The organism is Granulicella sp. dw_53, from assembly GCF_018449545.1.
Taxonomy (GTDB): Bacteria; Acidobacteriota; Terriglobia; order Terriglobales; family Acidobacteriaceae; genus Edaphobacter.
In genome coordinates this window covers 194,994-215,854 of record NZ_JAAVUR010000006.1, presented here as the reverse complement: position 1 = coordinate 215,854, position 20,861 = coordinate 194,994, and the positions used below count along the sequence as shown (strand labels likewise).

Here is a 20,861-nt window from a genome sequence, read left to right as displayed (position 1 = left end):
AGGACGCTATGACTACCAATCACAAAGGAACCGCACTTATTACCGGAGCCTCTACAGGCATCGGAGCCGTCTACGCTGACCGCCTGGCGCGCCGGGGCTACGACTTGATTCTCGTCGCCCGCGATCAGCAGCGGCTCACCGAGCTCGCCACCGCGCTTACCGCCAAGACCGGCCGTAGCGTCGACACGCTTCCCGCTGACCTCACTCATCCCATAGATGTTGAACGGGTTGCGCAACGTCTTCGCAGCGACGCTTCCATCTCCGCGCTCGTCAACAATGCTGGCGTGGGAGCTACAGCAAAACTTGTCGACTCCAACATGGAGGCGATGGAGAGCATGATTCAGCTCAATGTCACGGCCCTCACCAGCCTCACTCTCGCTGTGCTGCCTGGCTTTGTCCAGCGCGCCAACGGCCTCATTATCAACATCTCTTCTATCGCCGCGCTTGCTCCGGAGATCCTCAACGGCGTCTATAGCGGAAGCAAGAGCTACGTGCTCTCCCTTACTCAGTCGCTGCACTCGGAGCTTGCGGATAAGGGTCTTCGGTTCCAGGCGGTCATCGTCGGACCTACCAGCACTCAGTTCTGGGCGAAGGCCGGCCAGCCGGTCGAGAATCTTCCTCAATCGTGGGTGATGTCCCCTGAAGAGATGGTGGACGCGGCGCTGGTTGGCCTTGACCAGCAGGAGCTCATCACCATGCCATCGCTGCCTGACGCCTCCGACTGGCAGAACTTCGAGACGGCACGCCTCGCGCTTCGCCCCAATCTCGGGCGCAACCACCCTGCCGAGCGCTATCTGACCACCATCTAATCGTAGGCAAAAAATTGGGCCGCCTCATCAGGGCGGCCCTTCTTGCTGCAATAACAAAACAAACAGCTACGGCGACTAAGCCTGCTTCGCCGCTACGTTCACTTGCTTGGAGATTCCGGTCAGCTTTTTGTCCGCGGCCTTCTCCTCTGCGAGGGTTTCATCGAGCAGTGCGGCGATCTCGCTTTGGCCGAGCAGCTTGGCGAAGTCGCGCGCTGAACCGTAACCGGCCATCTCGTAGTGCTCGACGCGCTGTGCCGCGGAGATCAAGCCGGCATCCCGCACCTCGCCCTTTTCGGTGTCTTCGAGCATCTCGGATCCCTCTTCGAGTACGCCCTTCATGCCGACGCAGGTCTTTCCCTTGGGGCTCTTGCCCAGGATCTCGAAGATCTGTTCGAGACGTGCGATCTGTCCGTTGGTCTCTTCGAGATGGCTCTGGAACGCCATCTTCAACTCCTCAGAGGTAGCTCCCTTGGCCAGCTTCGGCAGCGCCTTCGTAATTTGCTTCTCTGCCGAGTACAAGTCTTTCAGTTCATCCACGAACAACTCATCCATCGTTCCTACACTCATGACCCACCTCAAAAATTTGATTTTGTAACCACTGCAACCGATACGATGCAGGTTCCATCTATCTGGCATGCTCGTTGTTACTTTTTTTCTTATTCCAGAGATTAATTTTTTGATCCTACCTACTGACCACTTACAAAAGCGGCGATCGAAGTTACAACAATGATCACGAACTACTCTAAAACCAGCACTGTACGGCCCTTTTCGAGACAAGCAATTCTCACGCAAAGGCGCAGATTGAAGATGGCTCAGTCTGCCCATGCTTACGTGAGGGGTAACACCATCAAGTTTTACGAGTGGCTCAACTCAGCTTCGGCCGCGTGCCTGGTGCCTGACGGTCCACCGGTTTGGATATGTGGTGATTGCCACATAGGCAACCTCGGGCCGGTCGCGAGCTCCACGGGAAAGATCGAAATTCAGATTCGCGACCTCGACCAGACCGTCATTGGCAACCCCGCGCACGATCTTATCCGTCTTAGCCTCTCGCTTGCGATGGCGGCTCGCAGCTCCGATCTGCCGGGCGTCACTACCGCGCTGATGATCGAGCAGGTTGTGTTGGGCTATAAGCAGGCGCTGCTTCGCAGAGGCTCCAAAGTAACCGAGAAGGACGTCGCCCCGGTTCACCTGGTGATGAAGCAGGCGCTCAACCGCAAGTGGCGTCATCTTGCGGAGGAGCGCATCGAAGACGTTACTCCGCACATTCCACTCGGCTCTCGCTTCTGGGTGCTCTCTGCCGCGGAGCGCCGCGAGATCGAGCGACTCTTCTCGCAGGAGGAGGTTCGCCGCCTTATCACCAGCTTGAAAGCCCGCGACGACCATGACGTGGTTCAGGTTCTCGACGCCGCTTATTGGATGAAGGGATGCAGCTCGCTTGGCCGTCTTCGCTTCGCCGTTCTGGCTGGCATCGGCAAGCGGCATGGCAATGGGCTCTGCATCGTTGACATCAAGGAGGCGGTCAAAGCGGCGGCACCCCGCGCGAAAGATGCCGCAATGCCTCGGAACAACGCGGAACGAATCGTCACGGGAGCCAAGGCGTTGTCTCCTTTTCTCGGCGAACGTATGCTGGCCGCGCAGTTCCAGGTCAGTCCTGTGGAGTCCCACTCGGTGGTCCTCCGCGAGTTGATGCCGCAGGACCTCAAGTTCGAGATGGAGCGGCTTACCCAGGGCGAGGCGATCGCGGCGGCCAATCTCTTTGCAGGAGTGGTAGGCAAGGCCCACGCCCGGCAGATGGATCAGCCTACACGCCAAGCCTGGGCCGCGGAGCTTACCCGGTCCCGCTCCAAGACCCTTAATGCACCGTCCTGGATCTGGAGCAGCGTCGTCGAGCTTGCCGCCAGCCATGAGGCCGCTTACCTGCAGCACTGCCGTCAATATGCTTTGGAGAAGACTCCGGCTTGAGCGCCTTCCGAGACTTGGACCGTGCTCTCTGCGCTACACTAGACCTGCAGACGGCTGGATGATCGCTGCCTCACGCACCGCAAGGCGTCATGAGGGGGAGGAAAGTCCGAACTCCGCAGGGCAGTGTGCCGGATAACGTCCGGGACGGAGGTTTCAAGACCTCTGGACGGCCAGTGCAACAGAGAAGATACCGCCAAGCCGGTCGTGCAAGCGAACGGAAGGTAAGGGTGAAAAGGTGCGGTAAGAGCGCACCGCGCCGGCAGTAATGTCGGCGGCAGGGTAAACCCCACACGGAGCAAGACCAAATAGGCAGGGAACTAGCCGCTCCTCTTCAGGCGGATAGTGCGTATCGGCCCGATGCGCCCAGGCGAAGAGATCTGCAAGAGCGTCAGCTCGAAGCCGAAGCCGAAACCTGCGGGTAGGTTGCTAAAGCGCCGCAGTAATGCGTCGCGTAGAGGAATGATCGTCTAAAACAGAATTCGGCTTACGGGCCGTCTGCAAACTCAAATGGCCCCGGCATCCCAAACAGGATGCCGGGGCCACTCTCTTTTGCCTTAGACCTTTAGCGCACCTGTTCCATCACCACGTCGACATCCAGGTGCCGGGTGCTGCCCGGAATATCCACCGATCCTAAGATCAGCGGCTTGCCCGGCGATAGGACCGAGGTGCCCTCCAGAACGGTCTGCCGGATGATCGGATCCTGCGCACCTAGTCCGGACTTCTCCTCCGCTACGCTCGATTGCTCCACCTTCGTACGCAGGCGCACTCCATTGGCGAACTCTTCCAGGGAGGCGTCGAAGTTCATTCCTACGTCGAGGTACGTCGCCTGGTTCTGCGAGGAGGTGTTGCCAGAGGTGTAGGTTCCGGTGATCACTGGGATCTTGCTGCCCTGCTTCAGGACTGTCCGTTGTCCTGCGACCACGATCATGGCGAAGTGTTGCGTCCCGATACGCTTGCCGCTATCCAGCTCAGTCACCGTGTATGTCAGGCGGTAGGTCTTTTTGGGGCGGTCGAGGTCATTCAGCAGCTTCTGCGCGAGCGCCTGTTGATCCGGAGTGGCTTGCAGGACGATTGCGTTCTGGTTCGTGACCGGAAAGATCTTCACACGGGGGTCCAGCATATTGCGAAGAGTCGTTATGACCTCGGTCGCGTCCTGTTGCGAGACGTTGTTGAGGTAGAAGGTCTTCTGAACTGTATCCGGGCTCAGCTTGGCTGTGGCGGTCTCCGTCTGCGCCCATGCGCCGGGTTCCCCCAGGGCCAAGGCTAAAGCCACTCCAAGGATCCAGTTCGCAGATCTCATACTCCATCGCCCTCTTCCATCGGTGTTCGACTTCATTCGTTGTCCTCTTTCGTCGGTGCTCCAAAAAATCTCTGAACGTCGGCCTTCTCATCCGCGTTCCGCATGGCACGTATCGCGGGATTCAACATCGCCAGCTCCGTCGGATTTCCCTTGTAGACTACGCGCCGTAGGAGGCGCTCCTGCTCCGTCAAAGGCATGGGCGGCGCCAGCGAACTCGGAGCGAGCATCTCCTGCATCGCCAGTGAGTCCTCACTACGAACCTTCGCGACCCGCAGCACAGTTGGCTTCTTCTCCACTCGGATGGAAGGCCTGGACGGCGACTGCTCGACCTTAACTTCCTTCGCGACTACCGGTGCCAACGGCCTTACGGCATCCACGCGCCGCTTCGACTGCGTGGTCTCATAGTGGAAGCGGTGGGCCTCAACCGCAACCAGCAAGGCGACGATCGCAAGCGTCGCGACAGCGGCTCCGCTCCAAAGCCAACCCGGTGCCGCGACCAACCGGGACGAGGAGCGCTCCGCCTCTCGCGTCCGCACCGCCGCCAGTATCCGCGCCTCCAGCCCCTCCGGGGCCTGTGCCTCTCGCAGCACGTTCAACGCTGCTTCGATCCTCGCATCCTGCTGCTCGCTCATCGCTCCCCTCCTCTCGTCCGTGCCGAATCCAACCGTTCCCGCAGCCGTCCTCTGGCTCGAAACAGCAAGGCCCTTATGCTCGATTCGCTACGCCCTACGACCTCTGCGATCTCTGCCGTGCTCAACTCTTCGATCGCCGAGAGCAGCAGCGCCTCCCGCTCTCGCTTCGGCAGCTTGTCGATCGCGGCAAAGACCTCCGCCATCCTTCGCGCCTCGACGATCCGCTCGTCCGCTCCCAGTCCCCTGGCGACCATCGTCGCCGCCAGCGCGTCGTCCATCTGCTCCGGCGTTATCCGCCGCTTGCGATCCAGCGCTAGGTTCCACACGATCCGTATCAACCACGTTCGTGGGTCGCGTACCTCGGCGAGTTTGCTCTGGTGCTGCATCACCCGAAGAAACGCATCCTGCACCGCGTCTTCTGCCTCCGCCGCATTGCGCAGAATCGAGAACGCCACACGGTAGAGCAACCCCGAATACTGCGATACCAGCGCCACGACGTCGAGCTCTACCTTCGACTCCTCCGCCACCGGGCACCGCAAACCCACCATCTCAATCGCCGCCATAAATGCTCTTCATAGAGACAGACGGACCGCCCTCCATTCCGCTCGATTTAATCTCGGGCCTACCACCGCCTTCTCCAATGCTGTTCCTCATTACGGCGACTCTTTAAAAGAGAGAAGGCCCGCACGAGGCGAGCCTTCCTGTTTTCAACGAATCACTTCACCAGAGAAAATCAACGATCGGCAGATCCTTGCCCAGGTCGCTGGACCCTCGCACTACCATCGCCTCTCCGCGCAGGCTTACCTTCGTGCCGTCCCCTGCGACCGCAGCGAGAAACGCGTCTCGAAGCGGCAGTCCGCCCGGCTCCTCCGGCGCTACCTTCCCCTCGATCAGCACGGGGTCGCGATCCCGCGAGAAGTAGCCCTGGGGCCGTTCAATCAGGACATAGCGCGTCTGCGCCTGCAGCTCTGGCTCCGCTGGAGCGGGTTTAAAGCGAAGGTTCAAGAGCGCTGTCGAACGCGGAATCGGAGCCTTGTAGTAGCGCACATGCCTTCCCTCGAACTCGAGGGCGAAGCAATACTCCTTCCCGGGGGCAGCGCGCATCGGTCCCCACTTGCCATCCGCCGTCGTCGTTATCTCATAGACAGGCGTGCCCTGCGCTCCGTCTCCACCGATTGCATAGACCCGCAGATGCGCTCCAGCCAACGACTGATTCGTCGCTATGGGCCCTGCAAAGGCAGTGACCAGCCCGGAGATTCGCGGAGCCTTCTCCGGCGTCACCGACAGAGTTCGTGGGGCGCCGCCCGTAATGAAGCGGTACATCTCCGCGAAGGCACGCGGTTGGAAGGCCAGCTCCCGATGGTCCAGCCCCGCAAGGACGACGTTCTCCGCGCCCTTCAAAGCTGGGCCGTCGTAGCCTATGCCCGTCATCCTCTGCGGCATACCCAGCCCGATGCCTGTCGGCTGCGCATACTTGTCCAGGGAGTCGCTTCGCAGCGTCATCATCTTCACGCCTGCGACGACCTCCTCGCCGTCGGTTCCCGGGTGGTTCAGCGCTTGCAGATACGGGCCCTTTCCGTTGAACTCGCCGTTCAGGTTCTCGTCCGTCGCCATCACCCCATGGTTTGGAGTTCCGCACAGCACCGCATACTCCACACTTGCGCTTCCGCCGTGCATCAGGTAGTTCCGAATCGTCATCCCACCGCGGCTGCTGCCCACCAGCGCGACTTTCTGGCTATGCGTCTCCGCGATTACCTGGGCGACGTACTCGCGCAACTGCTTCGCCGCGTCGCTCGTTGACGAGCGGAAGGGCTCTTCTTTCGTATCGTCTGTACGCGCCTGGGGATTGGTGAACCGGATCGAGTACAGCCGGTTCGCCGGGTAGCCGTTCGACTCGAAGAGCCATATGGTTCCGATCCACTTCGCGGCGTCGTCCCCATTGCCATGCACGAAGACGATCGGAATCCGCTCAGGCCCGCGGTCCTTCGCCTCTCCCACCCCAACACCAACCACCAGTAGGACAATCAGTATCCGCGCGATTCGAGACATGGGTTTTTCCTCACCGCAACTCTACGGCAGCCAGAGGCCCTCATTCTCAACAATCGATCAATAATTTTACAAATAACGAAGTTACCTACCGCACGGTCCCCATCGCGGCACGAAAGAGCGCCTCGAAGTCGCGTGCCAGCTCCGGATGCTTCTCCAGCACCGTCTCCACTGCCTTCAAAGCCGTCGGCCGCGGATAGCCCAGGTTCACCAGCGCCGAGAGTGCGTCTTCTCCGGCGACTCCAAAGCGCAGCGGCGTGGGCGCCACCATTCCGGTCGTTCCGCTGACGAAGACCGCTGCCAGGTCGTCCAGCTTGTCCTTCAGCTCCAACACGACGCGCTCCGCCGTCTTCTTCCCGATCCCCGGAATCTTCGTCAGCATGGCCAGGTCGTTCCCGCGGATGGCCCCTACGAGCCGCTCGGAGGAGATTCCGCTCAACACGGTGATCGCCAGCTTCGGCCCGATCCCGCTCACACCGATGAGCCGCTCGAAGAGCCGCTTCTCCTGCAGGTCGCTGAAGCCGAAGAGCGCGATCTGGTCCTCCCGGACGTTGGTGTAGACGTGCAGCGCTACCTCCGCGCCCTCCGCCGGGAGATCCGTGAACGTCGCAACAGAGATACTTACCTCGTACCCCACCCCGCTACACTCCACCACCGCATGGTTAGGAGCCTTGGTTAAAACTGTTCCGCGAAGATGCGCAATCATGCCCCGATTGTACTTTGGCGTCTGCTCTGCCTTTGGGGCTGGTGCAGGCTCTCTCTCGTGGTGGCGATCACGCTATTCAGTTTCCCTTAGGAAAATCATTTCCTCTTCAGCGCTCGACGACTCCTTCGCCTGCGGCAATCTTCACTACAAACAAAGGTCTTACACGATCTCGCCATAAACCCTGCGTTTGGAAGCTGCATTGCAACAACATCAGTCATGAGCATCCAATCCTCATCCCTGCAATCCCGGCGACGCGTCTCCCACCCCGCACCCAGAGTAGCCGGAGCCTTTCCGGTGGCCCAGGTCTGCGAGATCTGCTGCCTCGTTCTTTGCCGCGTCATCGTCCCCAAACTCGCGCACGGCTTCGATCTCGCCAGCTAGAGGCTTTGCTCTCCCGACGAATTCGCCGCACCAGCCTAGCGTATGCTCCCATCATGCTGAAGATCGCGTATAGCATGCTGGCGCTGTGGATGATCCTGCTGCTCCACCCTCTCGCGTCGGCATCGACGTCCCCCCCCGGCGAAGGCTTCTGGCACACGCGCGGCAGCCAGATCCTCGACGCTTCCAATCGCCCTGTCCGCATCGCTGGCGTCAACTGGTACGGCTTCGAGACCACCAAGGCCGTCGCCGGCGGTCTGGACTTCCAGGACTACCGCACGATCCTCCAGATCATCAAGCGCAACGGCTACAACGCCCTCCGCATCCCCCTCTCGAACCAGATGGTCGAGACTCCTTCCATCCCGGTCGATATCAAGTTCAGCAACGCCAATGGCCCTATCAACAGCGATCTCAAGGGCCTCAACGGGCTCCAGATCCTGGATAAGATCGTCGCCTATGCTGGCTCGCAAGGTCTCAAGGTCATCCTCGACAACCACCGCTCCGAGGCCGGCGACGGCACCGGCCTGTCGGGGCTCTGGTTTACGCAGGCCTATCCCGAAGCCGCCTGGATCGCCGACTGGCGGATGCTCGCCCGCCGCTACGCCTCCAGCCCTACCGTCGTCGGCTTCGACCTGCGCAACGAGCCCCACAACGCCTCCAAAGGAGGAGCCTGCTGGGGCTGTGGCGGACCCAACGACTGGCGCTTCGCCGCTGAGCGGGCGGGCAACGCTGTGCTCGCCATCAACCCCCATCTCCTGGTCTTCGTCGAGGGCATCGACACGGTCGAAGATGACTCCTACTGGTGGGGCGGCAACCTTATGGGAGTCCGTACGGCTCCGGTCCGGCTTAACGTTCCCCACCAGTTGGTCTACTCCGCCCATGACTACGGCCCCGTCGAGGCCACGCAGCGCTGGTTCACCCCTGAGATGTCAGACGCCTCGCTCGCCGCGGTCTGGACCCGTCACTGGGCCTTCATCGCCCAGCAGGAGATCGCTCCCGTCTGGCTGGGCGAGTTTGGCGTCTCGCTCCCCCAGACCGGCACTCCGACGGACGCCGAAGCCCTCGAATCCCGCTGGTTCCAGAGCCTCCTTCACTTCCTCGTCGAGAACCCTCGCATCGGCTGGACCTACTGGACCCTCAACGGCTCCGACCGCTACGGCATCCTCACCCCCACCTACGACGCCCTCAGCAGCACTACGCGCCAGAGCGCCCTCGCCACCATCCAGGCCTCGTCCAAGACAGTAAGTTCGAAGCCGCTGCAGACTGCGACCCCCATCCCTGGACCTCAACCTGCGGCCACGATCTCATCGGCGACCGCCGTCCTCGCTCCGATCCAATGCCACATCACTTACACCAACCTCAAGGACTGGAAGACCGGCTTCACTGCTGGCGTCGCCATCCAGAACGTTGGCTCCACTCCCATCCATGGCTGGGCTCTCACCTGGACCTTCGATGGACAACAGAAGATCACCCAGCTCTGGAACGCGCGCTATACCCAGAACGGTACCTCTGTCACCCTCACGAACGAGACCTGGAATGACTCTATCGCTTCCTCCGGCGAACAGGCCGCCATCGGCTTCAATGCCACGTACACCGGCGAGAACCATGTCCCTACAAATTTCAGCCTGAACAACATCCCCTGTAAATAACTCTGCCACAGTGGGGTTTGCCTCAGCCTGAGCGTATCGCACGATTGCGCTCCTGTTGCTTTCCCAATAGAGTTGTGGCATTCTCCTGTTGGTAAGCCAAATGAATGTCACACAGGACGAAGCCGCATGAGACAGAAGAAGGATGTCCAGCAGGGAACGCTGGCCCTCATGGTATTGAAGACCCTCGACGTGTTGGGGCCGCTGCACGGATACGGCATAGCGCGACGCATCGAGCAGATTAGCGGTGAGCTGCTTTCGGTCAATCAGGGCACGCTTTATCCCCTGATGCTTCGGCTGGAGCAGGAGGGCGCCATCGCATCGGAGTGGGGTGCCTCGGAGAGTAATCGCCGAGCGCGCTTCTACCGGCTGACACGCGCTGGACGCAAGTTGCTGGAGGCCGAACGACTCGATTGGGAGAAGACAGCTGCGATCATCGCCCGCTTCTTTGAGATGAAAGCGGAGGATCTGGCATGAGAGTGCTGACCAGGTTCTTCACGCGTCTTCTGAACTTCACGACCATGCGCCACGACGACGAGCGCCTCAGAGAAGAGATGGAGTCACATCTGGCGGCCCAGGCTGAGGAGAACATCCGCGCCGGCATGACTCCCGAGCGGGCTCGTCGTGAGGCTCGCCTAAGCTTCGGAGCGGTGGAGGCCGTTCGCGAGCACTACCACTCCGAGAAGGGCCTGCCATCAGTAGAGAATCTCTTGCTGGACGTACGGTATGCGTCTCGTGTGCTTCGCAAGTCTCCCGCGTTTGCGGCCGTCGCTTTGATTACGCTGATGCTGGGCATCGGAGCAAACGTCGTGGTCTTCGGAGTGCTGAATGCGGTGCTGCTGCACCCGTTGAACGTAAGCGACCCACAGAACCTGTATCAGATTCGCCATAAGACGTGGATGAGCGGAAGGTTGCTGACGACGTCGTATCCTGCGTTTGAAGATCTTCGGCGGCGAAACACCACCTTCAGCGGAATGGCCGGGTTCTATGGATATTCGAACGCACGGTTGAACTGGCGTGCGAACGCGGCGATGAAGATCTCAGGTTATGAGGTTACTGGAAACTACTTCGATCTACTTGGGGTGCGTCCGGAGGTTGGACGCTTCTTTCATGAGACGGACGAGCATGGCCCCAACTCAGCGCCGTATGTAGTGTTGAGCGATGCGCTGTGGCGGAAGACTTTTCATGCCGACCTTGGAATCATCGGAGCGACGGTGGAGATGGATAAGCATCCATTCACCGTGGTGGGCGTGGCGCCGCCCGAGTTCCAGGGCACGGAGAAGTTTCACTGGCCGGACTACTGGCTGCCCATGGTGAACGAGCAGCAGGTGGAAGGATGGGACTCTTTACACAGCCGGACGGCCATCGCGGTGACGGTGATTGGCCGGCTCAAGCCCGGAGTGACGCAGCAGCAGGCGACGGAAGATCTGAATGCGATTGCGGCTCAGTTAGCGAAGGAGTATCCGCAGACCGACGACGGACAGGAGCTTCGACTGATCCACCCCGGGCTTCGAGGCGACGAGGGCGATGTGATTCGCGGATTTCTCCTGAGTGTGACTGCGCTGGCGTTGCTAGTGCTGGGTGCGGCGTGTGCCAACCTTGCAAGTCTGTTTGCCGCACGCGCGGCGGATCGCAGCCGGGAGCTGGCGCTGCGTGTGGCTCTCGGGTCGAGTCGTTGGCGGATGGTAAGGCAGTTGCTGATTGAGGCGGTGATGGTATCGCTGATGGGAGGAGCGGCGGGACTGGGGACGGCGTACTTGCTGCTGGGTGCGCTGAATCGGTCGCCTCTGTTCGCTGGTCAGTTGACGGTCAGTGTCGATGCGCGTGTATATCTTGTCGGCCTGGCGTTGACGCTGGGAAGCGCCCTGCTATGTGGGATGGTTCCGGCGTTGCAGGTTTGGCGCAGCAGTCCTTTGCAGATGATGAAGGGTGGGCCGGCGGAATCGATGCAACTGCGCAGGTTTGCCCTGCGAGACGTGTTGCTGGGTGTGCAGATTGCCGTCTGCACGCTGCTGGTCACGGCCTCTTTGGTGGCGGTGCGTGGCATGGTGCGGGCGCTGCATGCGCCGCTGGGTATCCAACCGCAAGGGGCGATGCTGGTCTCTATGGACCTGACCGATACGGGACAAGCAAGCGACGCGGCACTTGGGACTGACGCGACGTTGGAGAGGCAGAAGGCGGTGCTAGAGGCGGCACGGAGCATCCCTGGCGTGACCGCCGCGGGTATGGTGAGCCAGACACCTATGACCGGCGGCATCCACGGAACTCCGATCTTTCCGCCTGGGGCAACCGATTTCAAGCTGAACAACGCTGTGCTGGCTCCGTACGTGTATCGGATGTCGCCGGGATACCTTGCGACTGCGGGCATTCGGCTGCTGCGCGGACGCGATGTCTCATGGCAGGACACGACAAAGACGCCGTATGTCGCCGTGGTGAACGAGACCTTTGCGCGAAAGATGTGGGGCGAAGCTTCTGCGATCGGGGAGCGCTTTATCCTGTCGAACCACTTGACGGAGGTAGTCGGCGTAGCGCAGGACGGTAAGTACCACGATCTCCAAGAGGCTCCGCAGCCAGCCGCCTATCTGCCGTCGTCGCAGGACGGGGTTGGCGATATGGTCTTTGTGGTGCGATCACAGCGGGCGCCGAGCGAGATGACGGCGGCGCTGCAACGCACACTGAGCGGCATCGCACCGAATGTACCCTTGATGGTGCAAAGCTGGTCCGATTCGCTTGCGGGCGAGTTGTTCCCGGCACTCGCGGCAACCGTGGCGTTGGGAGTGATGGGTCTGCTGGCGGCGATGCTGGCGGTGACAGGCATCTTCGGCATGGCAGCGTACAGCGTGAGCCGGCGCATGAAGGAGCTGGGAATCCGTGTGGCATTGGGCGCACGCAAGATCGAAGTGATGAGCGCCGCCGTCGGCCGTCCCATTGTGCTGCTCGGCGTTGGATCGGTGGTAGGTCTGCTGGCGGGAATCTTAGGCCGCCGCCTGCTGGGACAGATCGTGTATCAGGCGAATCCGAGCGATCCGATAGTAGTGGTTGGTGCTGTACTCACGATGGCGCTGCTGGGCATTGTGGCGTCCGCTATTCCTGCCCGCCGAGCGCTTGCCGTCGATCCGTCCAAACTGATGCGGGATGAGTGAGGGATCTCCCCTCATCCCGTAAACGCCGCGAGCCCGGTCTGAATCAAGACCCACAGTCCCCACCATCCGAAGACCGTCACTGCCGCAGCTCCACGCTTGATTCCTGCCACTGTAGATATGCCGATCGTCAACAGCACCGCCACCCAGATCGCCAGGAGATCCACTGAGCTCAACAGCGTCACCAGCCAGTGCGGGGTATCCCCATTCATCAGGTAGTACCCGACATTCGTGCCTACTGTGTTCTTGATGTTGAACGATTCCCCCGACATGCCCGCGAACACCGTCACAATGGTTAGCAGTGATGTAATCGACAACGGCAGAGCCCCATAGAACCAAACCGCCAGCATCTGCTTGTAGGTGGCTCTTCCTCCAAACGCGAAGTTCGCCGTCGCCAGCAAGATCCCCGCGCACACCGCGCCTCCAATCAGCATGAACACCGGGGCGACATACATGAACTTGAACTGCATCTCCATGCTGTGACGGATCGTCGCGGCCTGCTCCGGTGTGCTGCTCGCCAGACGCTCCTCCAAGGAGGCCGATTGATGAATCACCCCATCGATTAAGGTAGGCAAGCCAATCTTACTCAACACCACATACGAGAACAGAATCGCCAGCAACGACATGAAGAGATACGGCAACCACCAGCTCGCGTTGCGCCGTATATCTTGAAACGTCTTCGAGGGCGCGACGAATACATCGGCCAATCGCTCTACCTGGCTCAATCCCTCACGTCCTGCGGGCCTATCGGCGGCCCCTTCCACCATCGCCACGTTGTCGCTCATCCCATCTCCCATCTGCACAATGGCTGTCACGGATATCGGCGCTACAGTGTTGTCTTTTGGAACTGCTCAGGATTGTAGCGCTGGCCCAACATCTTCAAAAGAACATTCGTCCGGGGCATCAGAAACTCACGAATCCAGATCCCAAAACGGCCTACTCCACCACCACCAGCACATCTCCCTGCTGTACGGTCTCACCCACCAACGCCGGCACCTTCACCACTCGCCCGGCCTTCGGAGACTTCAATTCGTTCTGCATCTTCATCGCCTCGATCACCACCACTCCCTGATGCTCTGCGACCTCATCCCCCACGCCGACCAGCACCCGCACAACCCGTCCCGGCATGGGAGCCTTCACCGCACGCGGCCCCGCACTTCCGGCTGCCCCGCCCCTTCGTCCCTTCAGCGATCGTGGATCCTCCACCCTGAATCCATACCGCCTTCCTCCGATCACAATCGTGTCGCCATCCAGCACGCATCGGTACTGTCGGCCCGAGCCCACCAGCAACGAGATCACGCCGGACTGCAAAACACTTACATCTACCCCCAGAGCTCTCCCGTCTACGACGCACTCCCCCGTCCCGCCATCGCGCAGCCCCTCGGGGAGCTCGACCTTACATTGCTTCCCCTCGACCTCCAGCCATACCGTCATGCCCGCAATCCCTCCCGGCGGGCGGACAGCCCCCATCGACTCTCCTGCACCGTGACGGCAACAGGTTCGCGCTGCGTAGCCACGGCGGAAAAGAGCGCAGCCGCAGCCGCCACTATATCCTCAGGAACGTCGCCAGCCTCAACCAGAGGATCGGACTCCAAAAGCCGTTCAAGATACCCCGTATCGATTCGTCCAGCCCGAAAATCTTCGTCCCTTAGGATGCGCTGAAAGAGGGAGATATTCGTCTTGATCCCGCCCACCACATACTCGTCCAGGGCACGCAACATCCGGTCGATCGCGATCTCCCGCGTCTCGCCGTACGCTACCAGCTTCGACAGCATTGGGTCATAGTCCAAAGGCACCACCCATCCCGCGTATACACCGCAGTCCTCGCGTATCCCGGGGCCACCCGGCTGCACCAACTGCGTTATCCTTCCGGGCGATGGGAAGAAGCTGTTCTCCGGATCCTCCGCATAGATCCTGCACTCCACCGCATGTCCCCGCAGCCTCACGTCCTGCTGCCGGATACCCAGGGGCTCCCCGCTCGCGACCCGCAACTGCATCTGCACCATGTCTAACCCCGTGACCATCTCCGTCACCGGGTGCTCCACCTGCAGCCGCGTGTTCATCTCCAGGAAGTAGAAGTTCTCCTCCGCATCCACCAGAAACTCCACCGTCCCCGCATTGATGTACCCCGCGGACAGCGCCAGCCGCACCGCTGCCTCTCCCATCCGCCGCCGTAGATCCTCGCTCACCACTGCCGATGGAGCCTCTTCGATGACCTTCTGGTGCCGGCGCTGGACGCTGCACTCCCGCTCGCCGAGGTAGATGCACGCGCCATAGTCGTCCGCCATGAGTTGGATCTCGATATGCCGGGGCCGCTCGATCAGCTTCTCCAGGTACACCTCACCCGATCCGAAGCTCCTCTCCGCCTCGCTGCTCGCGGCTACGAAAGCCCCAGCCAGCTCCTCGGCGCGATGCACCGCCCGCATCCCCTTGCCGCCCCCACCTGCGGCCGCCTTCAGCATCACCGGATAGCCGATCTCCCCAGCGACCTGCTCGGCCTCCTCCACCGATGCCAGACCGGTTACGCTTCCAGGCACCCGGGGCATTCCCGCTGCGTCCGCAGCTTGCCGAGCCTTCGTCTTCGACCCCAACCGACGCATCGCACTGCCCGGCGGCCCGATAAAAGTAACGCCAGCAGTTACACAAGCATCGGCGAAGTCCGTATTCTCCGAGAGAAACCCATACCCCGGATGGACCGCATCCGCTCCCGACCGCCGGGCTACCTCCAGGATCAGATCGCCCCGCAGATAGCTCTCCGTCGCGGGAGCCGGACCCAGGCGGTACGCCTCATCCGCATGCAACACATGCAGCGCCCCGCGGTCCGCATCTGAATAGACCGCTACCGTGTGCAGTCCCATCTCCCGGCACGCCCGAATCACCCGCAGCGCAATCTCACCGCGATTTGCTACCAACACCTTTTGAATGAGTCTGCGCACGCCGCAATTCTATCTCACACTCCTAGGCCAGTCCGTGCGCAAAACAAAGATGGCCTCCCATATGGGAGGCCATCTCTCGAAACGAACCGCTAACGGCTACTGCATTGTTACGCCGCCGGAGTTCTTCTTTTCCTTCTCTAATTCATTAGCCTTGCGTGCGCCCATCGCCTTCTGGCTCCACTCATCGGCCTTCGCCAAATCTGCCTTACGCGCGGCGTCGTCGCCGCACTCCAGATCCGCCTTGCGACGATAGGTGAGATTGAGGTACTGCATCGCATCGTCGTAGGTCTTGTTGAGATCGACAGCCTTCTCCAAAAACTCCAGACCCTCTGCGACCGTAGCCGTGTTGGCGGCCTTCAGCTTCTCGCAAGCGCCCTTGCTCTTCTTCGGATTGCCGTTTCCGTCGTCCGTCAGACCGTCCGCGGCGAGAATCGTAATTGCCTGCTTATACGACTGCATCCAGTCCACGACACCGATGGTGTAATACGCCTCCGGGTCATTCGGAGCCAGCGCGATTACCTTCTTCTCGTACTCTTTCGCCTCGTCCAGCTTCTTGATGTTGCGGTCGATCGAGGCGATCTGCTTCAACGCGGTCAAGTCGTTCGGATCCTTCGCCAGGACTTCATTGAATCCATCGATCGCCTTCTGGGCAATCTTCAGGTTCTCCGGCGTATCCAGGTTGGGAACCACCTGGTAGGAGTAGGAGGTCGCCAGGTAGAGCTTCGCTTGAGAATAGTCTGGATCGAGCGAAATCGCGGTCTGGAAGTGATTGACGGCCTCTTCATAGCGTGCATTCTTGAACGCCTGCACACCTTTGCCGAGCTGATCACGCGCCTTCAGCTTATTGCATCCGGTTGTGCTACCCAGCAGCATAGCCAGCAAAGCGGCCGTAACCGGAATCCGTGCGGTTAATCTCATGGGGCGTGTCATCTCCTTCAAAATAGGCGCGACTTTACTGTCCGGTATGGCAAAACGGGTATTTCACAATTATAGGCTTGCCGATTGATTGTAACGGCATATAAGCATCTATGCCTAGACTTACGACAACGGAAACTAAAGGAACATTACACATCGACTAAATTTGCCAGGGCCAAGGCATAGCATCTCTGAATCAAGCCACTCACCCAAGACGCTGCTTGCCATCTTCAAGTTTCACACCAACCACGTAAAGATTTGATGTAGAAAGGGAACCGTCAACAAACGAAGGGCGACCCATGGTGCCGAGCCGCCCTCGCTTCATATCACTCAAAACTTATTGGCCTGACTCCACGCGAGGCGTAATCAGTCCGATATTGTCCACTCCGGCCTGATGCCCGAAGTCAATCACTTCGGCGACCTTGCTGAAGTCCAGATCTTTATCGCCCTTTACGAACATGACCTTCTCCTGCCGCGCCGAGAAGATCTCAACCAGCTTCGGCTCAATCGCCGTCTTGTTGAAGTCGTCCTGATTGATCTTGTAGGAGGGTGCGCCCGCGCCATTCGACAGCACCTGGACGACGATCGTCCGGTCATTGGGCTGATCGTTGGTCTTGTTCTTCGGCGGCTGAGGAACCAGTGTATCCAGTCCCTTCGGGGTCACCGGCACGATCACCATGAAGATGATCAGCAAAACGAGAAGAACATCGATCAGCGGCGTTACGTTGATCTCCGATACTGCTCCACCAGAAGGACCTGCACCCATTCCCATAGTAATTCTCCTTAATACTCCGGATAGCTCTCAAGCCTCCGGTCCATCGTTCTCAATCCAGCCGTCACGCTAGAGGTTCAACACTGCCATTGATCGACTCAGGCAGAGACTACTTCTTCGTCGGTGGCGGAGTATCCGTATCGCGCTTCTCCGTCAGCAATCCGAGCTGGCTCACGCCCGCTGCGCGAATGCCGTCGACCGCGTCCATCACCTTGCCGTAGTTCGCCCGGACGTCGGCGCGCATGTACACCTGCTTGCTGGTCTTGTTCTCCAGCTTCGCAGAGATCTTGCCGCCAAGATCGTCCAGGGTCACCTGATCTCCACCCAGGAACGTCCGGCCATCGCGCGTTACAGCCACGATCACGGCGTCTTCCTTGTTGGCGTCTTCCATCACCACCGCGGCATCCGCCTGCGGCAGGTCGACGTTCACCTTGTTGTTCAACATCGGTGTGATGACCATGAAGATGATCAACAGCACCAGCATCACGTCCACCATCGGCGTCACGTTGATGTTGGAGTTGACCTTCTTGCCTTCGTCCCGCTTATTGATACCCATGCCGTTTACTCCATCCTGATCTCAACGCGCGAATCTTGATACCGGACTCTCATCGCCCGCTGGCAGCGCTATTTGCCGCACTTGCACAACAGGCCAATCTGTAAGCCTCCACCGCCATCTTTCTGGGAGGCCTTGCCTCCGGGTACCGTTCGCTGGCGGTACCCGGAGAGACAAAGCATGATTCCAGTAAGGAAGGCTCGTGGCAATCACCCGAAGGTGACGTTCCAACGGTTTAGCGGTGGCTCTGCTTGATGAAGTAGTCCACCAGCTCGCTCGAGCTGTTGTCCATCTCGACGTCGAACGCTTCCACCTTACCGGTGAAGTAGTTGAACGTCATAACGGCGGGGATGGCGACCAGAAGGCCGAACGCCGTCGTTACCAGGGCTTCCGAGATACCACCGGCGACTGCGCCGATACCCGAGGTCTTCTGCGTGGCGATCTGCTGGAAGGCGTTCAAAATACCGACCACTGTGCCGAACAGGCCGATAAAGGGCGCCGTCGAACCGATCGTGGCGAGGCCACCGAGACCGCGCTTCAGCTTCGCGTGAACGATTGCCTCAGAGCGCTCGAGGGCGCGCTGCGAGCTCTCAACCTGCTCTTCGGTGATGGTGCCGCCCGAACCGAAGCTGCGGAACTCCTGCAGACCGGCGGTGACAACCTCAGCGAGGTGCGACTTCTTGCAACGGTCGGCGACCTTGATCGCCTCATCCAGACGGCCGTCCTTCAACGCGCCGGCTACCTTCGGGGCAAACTCACGCGACTGCTTACGGGCAGCGGAGAAGTAAAGCGCACGGTCGATGATCACAGCGAGAGACCAGATCGACATGATGAAGAGAAGAATAACGACTGCACGGGCCAGATTGCCCATGTTGCCCCAGAGCTGCAGGGGGCTGAAGCCGACCTGCGCCTCCTGGAAGTACAGCGCAAGGGTCGAAGGTACATGAGCGAACTGCGTGAGTTGAGCGAGAGCGTGATTCACTGGAATCTTTCCTCCTGGTTAAAGCCTGGTTGAACTGTATCGTTCTCAATTGGGGAACGACATACCCCAAAAGTTTCATCCTGCGGGACCTTCAAGAGAGGTTAGAGAGCAACCATCCCTTGATCCTTCCCATCCCGCAGCATTTGAACTGAAATACGGTTAGCTGCCAAAGTTGAAGTTCACCGTCACCGTGGTATCTACCTCGGTCGGCTCACCGTTCAGAAGATATGGTTTGTAGCGCCAGCTACGGACAGCCTCAAGCGCCGCACCCTTGAGCATCTCCGGGCCGCTGACGGCCTCGAGGCGCTCAATCGTGCCGGTCTTCGAGATCACCGCGTGCAACACCACTGCTCCGGAGACGTGTGCCGCCTTGGCAATCGGAGGATACGTCGGATTCGAGCCGGAGATCTTCGCACCCGACATGACACCGCTCGAGACACGAGCCGGGCCCTTCGGTGGCGCGACCTTGACGACTGGTGCAGGCGCACTACCAATGCCGCCCAGAACACCGCCCGGGACGCCGTTGCCGCTACCCATGCCAGACATACCGGCGACGCCGGCCATCTGCGGCGGAGGAGCAGCATCTTCCTTCAGCATCTTAATGTCTTTGGGGATCTTGGTTGGAGCATGCAGACCCTGATCAACCTCTGAAACCATCTTGATCGGCTTCACGATCTGAGCCGGAGGCGGCGGAGGGGGGGGCGGAGGCGGCGGAGGCGGCGCGGAGAGCATCGCCGTCATTGCCGTCTTCGGCAGCGCTTCGGGATACAGCAACGGAATCAAGATCATCGTGCCCAGGATCGCGCCGTTGAAAATAAACGTCCCAATCATCCAATACTTGGACTTGGTCTTGATCTTGCCACCGGATTCCATTAAGGAGTCTTCAAACATGTGCAGCCTCTCATTCGTGAGGAAGAGCTAGTGAGGTTAGACACCGTACCGTACAAATTTGTTCCCGCTTCGTTGTATGGACGCCAGCTTTTAAATTTGCTTCATGCCAGCCGGTCGAATCACAGGCGACGTTGCCTGCTAGACCATTGCTTTGGGATCCCGGCCGCCAGGGCTTGCGCCCCGTTAGACCTTCGCCCGTTTTCCTGCCGGCAGCGTCGCAACCTTACCCCGCGACGCACGCCAATCCTGATATGCCACCAGCATCGGGGCGGCTACCGCGATCGAGGAGTAAGTCCCGATCAGAATGCCGACCACCAACGCGAAAGAGAAGCCGTGCAGCACCTCTCCGCCAAACAGATACAAGGACAGCACCGTGAGAAACGTCAACCCGGACGTCAATACGGTTCGACTCAAAGTTTGATTGATACTTCGGTTTACAACATCCGAAAGCGACTCCCGACGGCTCAACGCGAGGTTCTCGCGAATCCGGTCGAAGACGACGATCGTGTCGTTCATCGAATAACCGATCAATGTTAGGATTGCTGCGATTACAGTAAGTGTTATCTCCTGGTTCGTCAAGCTGAACGCACCCACCGTGATCAGCGTGTCGTGAAACACCGCTACCACCGCCGCCACGCCGTAGATCAATTCGAACCGGAACCATAAGTAGATCAGCATTCCCAGCAGCGAGTAGCCCGTCGCCAGCCAAGCCTGCTTCTGCAGCGCTTTACCCGCCGTCGGCCCGACGATATCCACCTGCTCCAGGCTCGCGGCGGAGTCGTGATAGTACGCCGCCAGCGCCCGCTCCACGCTCTCGCGTCCCACGTCGTGCGCGGCATCGGTCGCCGTCGACTGCGGGAGCGCGATGATTACCTTGTTCGCCGCGTTTCCGCTCGGATCGCTGATCCGCTGGATCAGTGCATCGCGTACGCCCGCGTTCCGCATCGCGTCGCGGATATGGTCCTCATTCGGGGTCGAAGAGAACGCCACACGCACCTGCGTGCCGCCCTTGAAGTCCACACCGAGCGGAACATGGTGCCAGAACAAAATGCTCAGCAACCCCGCCACTGAAAAGATCAGCGAAAAACCAAGGAAGTACCACTTCTTGCCCAGCCAGTCGATATTCGTGCTCTTGAACAGTTCCACGCTCTTACGCCCTCAGCGGAGGCATCAAGCCCCGCAATCTCTCGAAC

General features: G+C 60.0%; 21 protein-coding genes and 1 other RNA gene. 7 read left to right on the top strand and 15 right to left on the bottom strand.

From position 1 onward, the window contains the following. The first annotated feature begins 8 nt into the window (after positions 1-8). Positions 9-809 carry an SDR family oxidoreductase gene (locus tag HB393_RS11450; RefSeq protein ID WP_213805306.1) on the top strand — a complete coding sequence of 267 codons (801 nt, stop codon included), beginning with the start codon at positions 9-11 and terminating at the stop codon, positions 807-809. A 75-nt stretch (positions 810-884) separates the two neighbouring features. Here the strand turns inward: HB393_RS11450 and HB393_RS11445 are convergent, their stop codons facing one another. Next, positions 885-1,376, bottom strand: coding sequence for a ferritin-like domain-containing protein (locus HB393_RS11445; protein ID WP_213805305.1), 492 nt, complete (start codon positions 1,374-1,376; stop codon positions 885-887). A 159-nt stretch (positions 1,377-1,535) separates the two neighbouring features. Between HB393_RS11445 and HB393_RS11440 the strand changes: the two genes are divergently transcribed. Further along, positions 1,536-2,771 carry a DUF2252 family protein gene (locus tag HB393_RS11440; protein ID WP_213805304.1) on the top strand — a complete coding sequence of 412 codons (1,236 nt, stop codon included), beginning with the start codon at positions 1,536-1,538 and terminating at the stop codon, positions 2,769-2,771. A 46-nt stretch (positions 2,772-2,817) separates the two neighbouring features. Then, an RNA gene (gene rnpB / locus HB393_RS11435) (RNase P RNA component class A) lies at positions 2,818-3,274 on the top strand. A gap of 59 nt (positions 3,275-3,333) precedes the next feature. Here the strand turns inward: rnpB and HB393_RS11430 are convergent. The 5 genes from HB393_RS11430 to ruvA all read right to left on the bottom strand — a co-directional run bounded on the left by HB393_RS11430 (position 3,334) and on the right by ruvA (position 7,455). Beyond that, positions 3,334-4,044, bottom strand: a complete 711-nt coding sequence (locus HB393_RS11430) for a secretin N-terminal domain-containing protein (RefSeq protein ID WP_345945155.1) — start codon at positions 4,042-4,044, stop codon at positions 3,334-3,336. Positions 4,045-4,103: 59 nt separating this feature from the next. Continuing rightward, a complete protein-coding gene (locus tag HB393_RS11425) occupies positions 4,104-4,703 on the bottom strand; it encodes a hypothetical protein (RefSeq protein ID WP_213805302.1) in 600 nt (199 codons plus the stop codon). Further along, entirely contained in the window at positions 4,700-5,266 is a 567-nt protein-coding gene (locus tag HB393_RS11420; RefSeq protein ID WP_213805301.1) for a sigma-70 family RNA polymerase sigma factor, read from the bottom strand. Before HB393_RS11420 ends, HB393_RS11425 begins: the two co-directional genes overlap by 4 nt. Positions 5,267-5,423: 157 nt before the next feature. Continuing rightward, the gene (locus tag HB393_RS11415; protein WP_213805300.1) at positions 5,424-6,752 is read right to left on the bottom strand and encodes a lipase; all 1,329 of its coding nucleotides are present in this window, start codon (positions 6,750-6,752) and stop codon (positions 5,424-5,426) included. An 85-nt stretch (positions 6,753-6,837) separates the two neighbouring features. After that, a complete protein-coding gene (gene ruvA, locus HB393_RS11410) occupies positions 6,838-7,455 on the bottom strand; it encodes a Holliday junction branch migration protein RuvA (RefSeq protein ID WP_213805299.1) in 618 nt (205 codons plus the stop codon). A gap of 216 nt (positions 7,456-7,671) precedes the next feature. On the opposite strand from ruvA, the gene HB393_RS11405 reads away from it, so the two are divergent. The 4 genes from HB393_RS11405 (at position 7,672) to HB393_RS11390 (ending at position 12,622) form a co-directional block, all read left to right on the top strand. Next, positions 7,672-7,836, top strand: coding sequence for a hypothetical protein (locus HB393_RS11405; protein WP_213805298.1), 165 nt, complete (start codon positions 7,672-7,674; stop codon positions 7,834-7,836). Between the two features lie 5 nt (positions 7,837-7,841). Then, entirely contained in the window at positions 7,842-9,482 is a 1,641-nt protein-coding gene (locus tag HB393_RS11400; protein WP_213805297.1) for a cellulase family glycosylhydrolase, read from the top strand. Between the two features lie 126 nt (positions 9,483-9,608). Continuing rightward, the gene (locus HB393_RS11395; RefSeq protein WP_213805296.1) at positions 9,609-9,956 is read left to right on the top strand and encodes a PadR family transcriptional regulator; all 348 of its coding nucleotides are present in this window, start codon (positions 9,609-9,611) and stop codon (positions 9,954-9,956) included. Next, positions 9,953-12,622, top strand: a complete 2,670-nt coding sequence (locus tag HB393_RS11390; protein WP_213805295.1) for an ABC transporter permease — start codon at positions 9,953-9,955, stop codon at positions 12,620-12,622. Before HB393_RS11395 ends, HB393_RS11390 begins: the two co-directional genes overlap by 4 nt. Before the next feature lie 11 nt (positions 12,623-12,633). Here HB393_RS11390 and HB393_RS11385 read toward each other — a convergent pair whose 3' ends face one another. The 9 genes from HB393_RS11385 to secF form a co-directional block, all read right to left on the bottom strand. Then, a complete protein-coding gene (locus tag HB393_RS11385; RefSeq protein ID WP_213805294.1) occupies positions 12,634-13,404 on the bottom strand; it encodes a YIP1 family protein in 771 nt (256 codons plus the stop codon). Positions 13,405-13,555: 151 nt separating this feature from the next. Continuing rightward, positions 13,556-14,089 carry a biotin/lipoyl-containing protein gene (locus HB393_RS25515; protein ID WP_213805293.1) on the bottom strand — a complete coding sequence of 178 codons (534 nt, stop codon included), beginning with the start codon at positions 14,087-14,089 and terminating at the stop codon, positions 13,556-13,558. Continuing rightward, entirely contained in the window at positions 14,050-15,555 is a 1,506-nt protein-coding gene (accC, locus tag HB393_RS11375) for an acetyl-CoA carboxylase biotin carboxylase subunit (protein ID WP_213805292.1), read from the bottom strand. The genes HB393_RS25515 and accC overlap by 40 nt, the downstream gene beginning before the upstream one ends. Positions 15,556-15,651: 96 nt before the next feature. Further along, a complete protein-coding gene (locus tag HB393_RS11370; protein WP_213805291.1) occupies positions 15,652-16,473 on the bottom strand; it encodes a hypothetical protein in 822 nt (273 codons plus the stop codon). Positions 16,474-16,807: 334 nt separating this feature from the next. Beyond that, the gene (locus HB393_RS11365; protein ID WP_213805290.1) at positions 16,808-17,242 is read right to left on the bottom strand and encodes a biopolymer transporter ExbD; all 435 of its coding nucleotides are present in this window, start codon (positions 17,240-17,242) and stop codon (positions 16,808-16,810) included. 109 nt (positions 17,243-17,351) lie between these two features. Then, a complete protein-coding gene (locus HB393_RS11360; RefSeq protein ID WP_213805289.1) occupies positions 17,352-17,798 on the bottom strand; it encodes a biopolymer transporter ExbD in 447 nt (148 codons plus the stop codon). A 232-nt stretch (positions 17,799-18,030) separates the two neighbouring features. After that, positions 18,031-18,666 (bottom strand): MotA/TolQ/ExbB proton channel family protein, encoded by a 636-nt coding sequence (locus HB393_RS11355; protein WP_255551015.1) that lies wholly within the window; start codon positions 18,664-18,666, stop codon positions 18,031-18,033. 270 nt (positions 18,667-18,936) lie between these two features. Next, entirely contained in the window at positions 18,937-19,668 is a 732-nt protein-coding gene (locus HB393_RS11350; protein ID WP_213805287.1) for an energy transducer TonB, read from the bottom strand. A 183-nt stretch (positions 19,669-19,851) separates the two neighbouring features. After that, positions 19,852-20,814, bottom strand: coding sequence for a protein translocase subunit SecF (gene secF, locus HB393_RS11345; RefSeq protein ID WP_213805286.1), 963 nt, complete (start codon positions 20,812-20,814; stop codon positions 19,852-19,854). Positions 20,815-20,861: the final 47 nt, after the last annotated feature.